The 2,303-nt window shown below is 69.1% G+C and carries 3 protein-coding genes; all 3 read right to left on the reverse strand.

Annotated features, from left to right (window positions below; translation table 11 throughout):
• On the reverse strand, positions 1-508 hold a 508-nt coding region (locus ABZ646_RS45175; protein WP_360533204.1), incomplete at its 3' end, for an endo-1,4-beta-xylanase.
• A 68-nt stretch (positions 509-576) separates the two neighbouring features.
• Positions 577-1,728 carry a ricin-type beta-trefoil lectin domain protein gene (locus tag ABZ646_RS45180; protein WP_360533207.1) on the reverse strand — a complete coding sequence of 384 codons (1,152 nt, stop codon included), beginning with the start codon at positions 1,726-1,728 and terminating at the stop codon, positions 577-579.
• A 59-nt stretch (positions 1,729-1,787) separates the two neighbouring features.
• Positions 1,788-2,303, reverse strand: a 516-nt coding sequence (locus ABZ646_RS45185) for an RICIN domain-containing protein (RefSeq protein ID WP_360533210.1), incomplete at its 5' end; no start/stop codon positions are given.

The following is a 2,303-nucleotide window of genomic DNA, read 5'->3' on the forward strand; positions in this document are numbered from 1 at the left end:
GCCAGAAGGGTGGCGCAGATCTCTGCCGCGCACAGCTCGATCTTGAAGGCGACATCTCCTGGGTGATGTGGTTGTCCATCACACTGCGCAGGGTGTTGGGGTCGGTGATGGAGCTCACCCAGGACGGGAGTTGGGAGTGCCAGACCAGGGTGTGGCCGCGCATGCGCTGACCGTGGGCTGTGGCGTGGTTGACGATCTGGTCGGCGGGCCCGAAGTTGAAGTTGCCGCGCGAGGGCTCGGTGGTGTCCCATTTCATCTCGTTCTCCGGGGTGATCATGTTGAACTCCCGGTCGAGAATCGTGGAGTACGTCGAGTCACCGAGCTTCCCGGCGGCCACCGCCGTACCGAAATAGCGGCCGCTCTCGGCCGCTGCCGCGCCCAGCGTGCCGGAGGCGGCATGGGCCGCGAGGGTCGCCGGACCGGTGAGAGCCAGCGCGGTGCCCGCTGTCAGTCCGGCGGCCAGGGCCAGCACCTTGCGCAGACGGGGCTCTTCGTTGAGCCAGGACATGAGGAATCAGTCTCCTTGTGTGTGGGGGGAGATGGGGCACCATCCAGACGTCGGCACCCCCGGTCGGGTCACTGGGCGGAGGTGACCGGCAGTGCGGTCCACTGCTGGTTGGATCCGCCGTTGCAGTCCCACAGGACCAGTTGCGTACCGTCGGTGGCAGACGCACCGGGGTCGTCGAGACAGCGGCCGGAAACGGGGTTGCGGTAACCGCCGTTGTAGGCCTGCCACTGTTGGTTGGCGCCGCCGTTGCAGTCCCAGATCTCGATCTTGGTGCCGTTGGCGGTACCACCGCCCGTGGCGTCCAGGCACCTCCCGAGCGCCCGCAAGGTGCCGTCCGAGCGCGCGGACCACAGCTGCGCGTCGCCGCCGTTGCAGGACCAGATCTGCACGGAGGTTCCGTTGGCGCTGTTGCCGCCGTTGACGTCCAGGCACTTCCCCGCGACCCCGGAGTGAACCGGAGCGCCCACGGAGACCGGCGGCTTGATCCAGCCCGCCGCGTCCACTGCCTGGACCCCGGCGTTGAAGGCGTCGGCCATCTTGCCGAAGCCGTTGTCGTTGGGATGCAAGGAGTCGGACAGGTCCGCGGTGGTCAGAGCGCTCATGTCCACCAGGCGTACATGCTTGCCGGCAGCCTGCTCGGCCTGGACGATGCCGGGCAGTTCGGCGTTGAACGCGGGGCGGGTGGCCTCCTCGATGCTGCTGGTGGAGACGATCACGCTGCCGACGAGGACCGTCGCGTCAGGGGCGTCGGCCGTGATCTGGTCGATGAGTGCATGGAGCCGTTCGGCGGCGGGTTCGGCCTGGGAGCCGCCGTTCAGATCATTGGTGCCGATCTCCAGGGTGATCACGTTGGGCCGGTACCGGGCCAGCACGGAGTCCGCGATGCCGGCTATCTCGCTGATGTGCCAGCCGGAATGGCCTTCGTTGTCGGGGTCTGACATCGTGCCGTTGCGGCCCGATCCCACGAAGTCCAGGGCATGCCCGTCGTTCGCCAACCGGTTCCACAGGAAGCCCCGGTAGCCGTTCCCCGACGGGCTGCCGACGCCCCAGGTGATGGAGTCGCCCAGCGGCATCAGCCGCAGGGCGGTGGACGCGGCGGTGGCCCGTGCGGTGGAGGCCGGTGATCCGGTGCCGCTGGCGGCCGCCGCGGGCAACGCGGTGCCGATGCCGACCGCTGCCGTCAGTGCGACGGCCAGGAGTGCCGCGGACTTCTTCTTCATCTGTGTTCCTCACTGGGTGCGGGACAGCGGGTGGAGGTGACCGAGCGGGTGGGAGCCGGTCAGCGCGGGGTGAAGTCCTGGTTGCTGCCCGCCGTGTTCTTGCAGGGCCACTGGTCGAGCTGTTGGCCGAGGTTGCTGCCGCCGCCGTAGACGTCCAGGCACAGGCCGCTGTTCTGGTTCTGGAAGGAGTACGAGCCGTCGGACTGCCGTACCGGCAGCCACTGGGCGCCGGTCGCCCCGCTGGGCGCCTGCTGCACGACGTCCGGCGTCCCGGCGGCCGTGAGGCTGCCCGAAACCCCCACCACGAGGCCCGAGTTCCGCGCCTGCAACTGCCCGTAACCGCCGGCGCCCGGTACGAACTGGAACTGTTGGTTGGCCTGCCCGTTGCAGGTCCACTGGTCGATCGCGGCGCCCGCGCTGCCGGCGTTGCCGTACACATCCAGGCACAGGCTGCTGCTGCCGATCACCACCTGGTGGTAGCCGGTGGGGAATCCGCCACCGCCGTCCGAGGTGGACGTCCTTCGCCGTGCCCGTGACCCCGGAGAGGAAGCCCTGGGCTCTGGGCGAGGCGTTCT

This window comes from Streptomyces sp. NPDC007162 (assembly GCF_040634175.1).
GTDB lineage: Bacteria > Actinomycetota > Actinomycetes > Streptomycetales > Streptomycetaceae > Streptomyces.

Coding starts and splice junctions, on each gene's coding strand:
- ABZ646_RS45180 (WP_360533207.1), bottom strand. CDS start 1,728: ATGAAGAAGAAGTCCGCGGCACTCCTGGCCGTCGCACTGACGGCAGCG.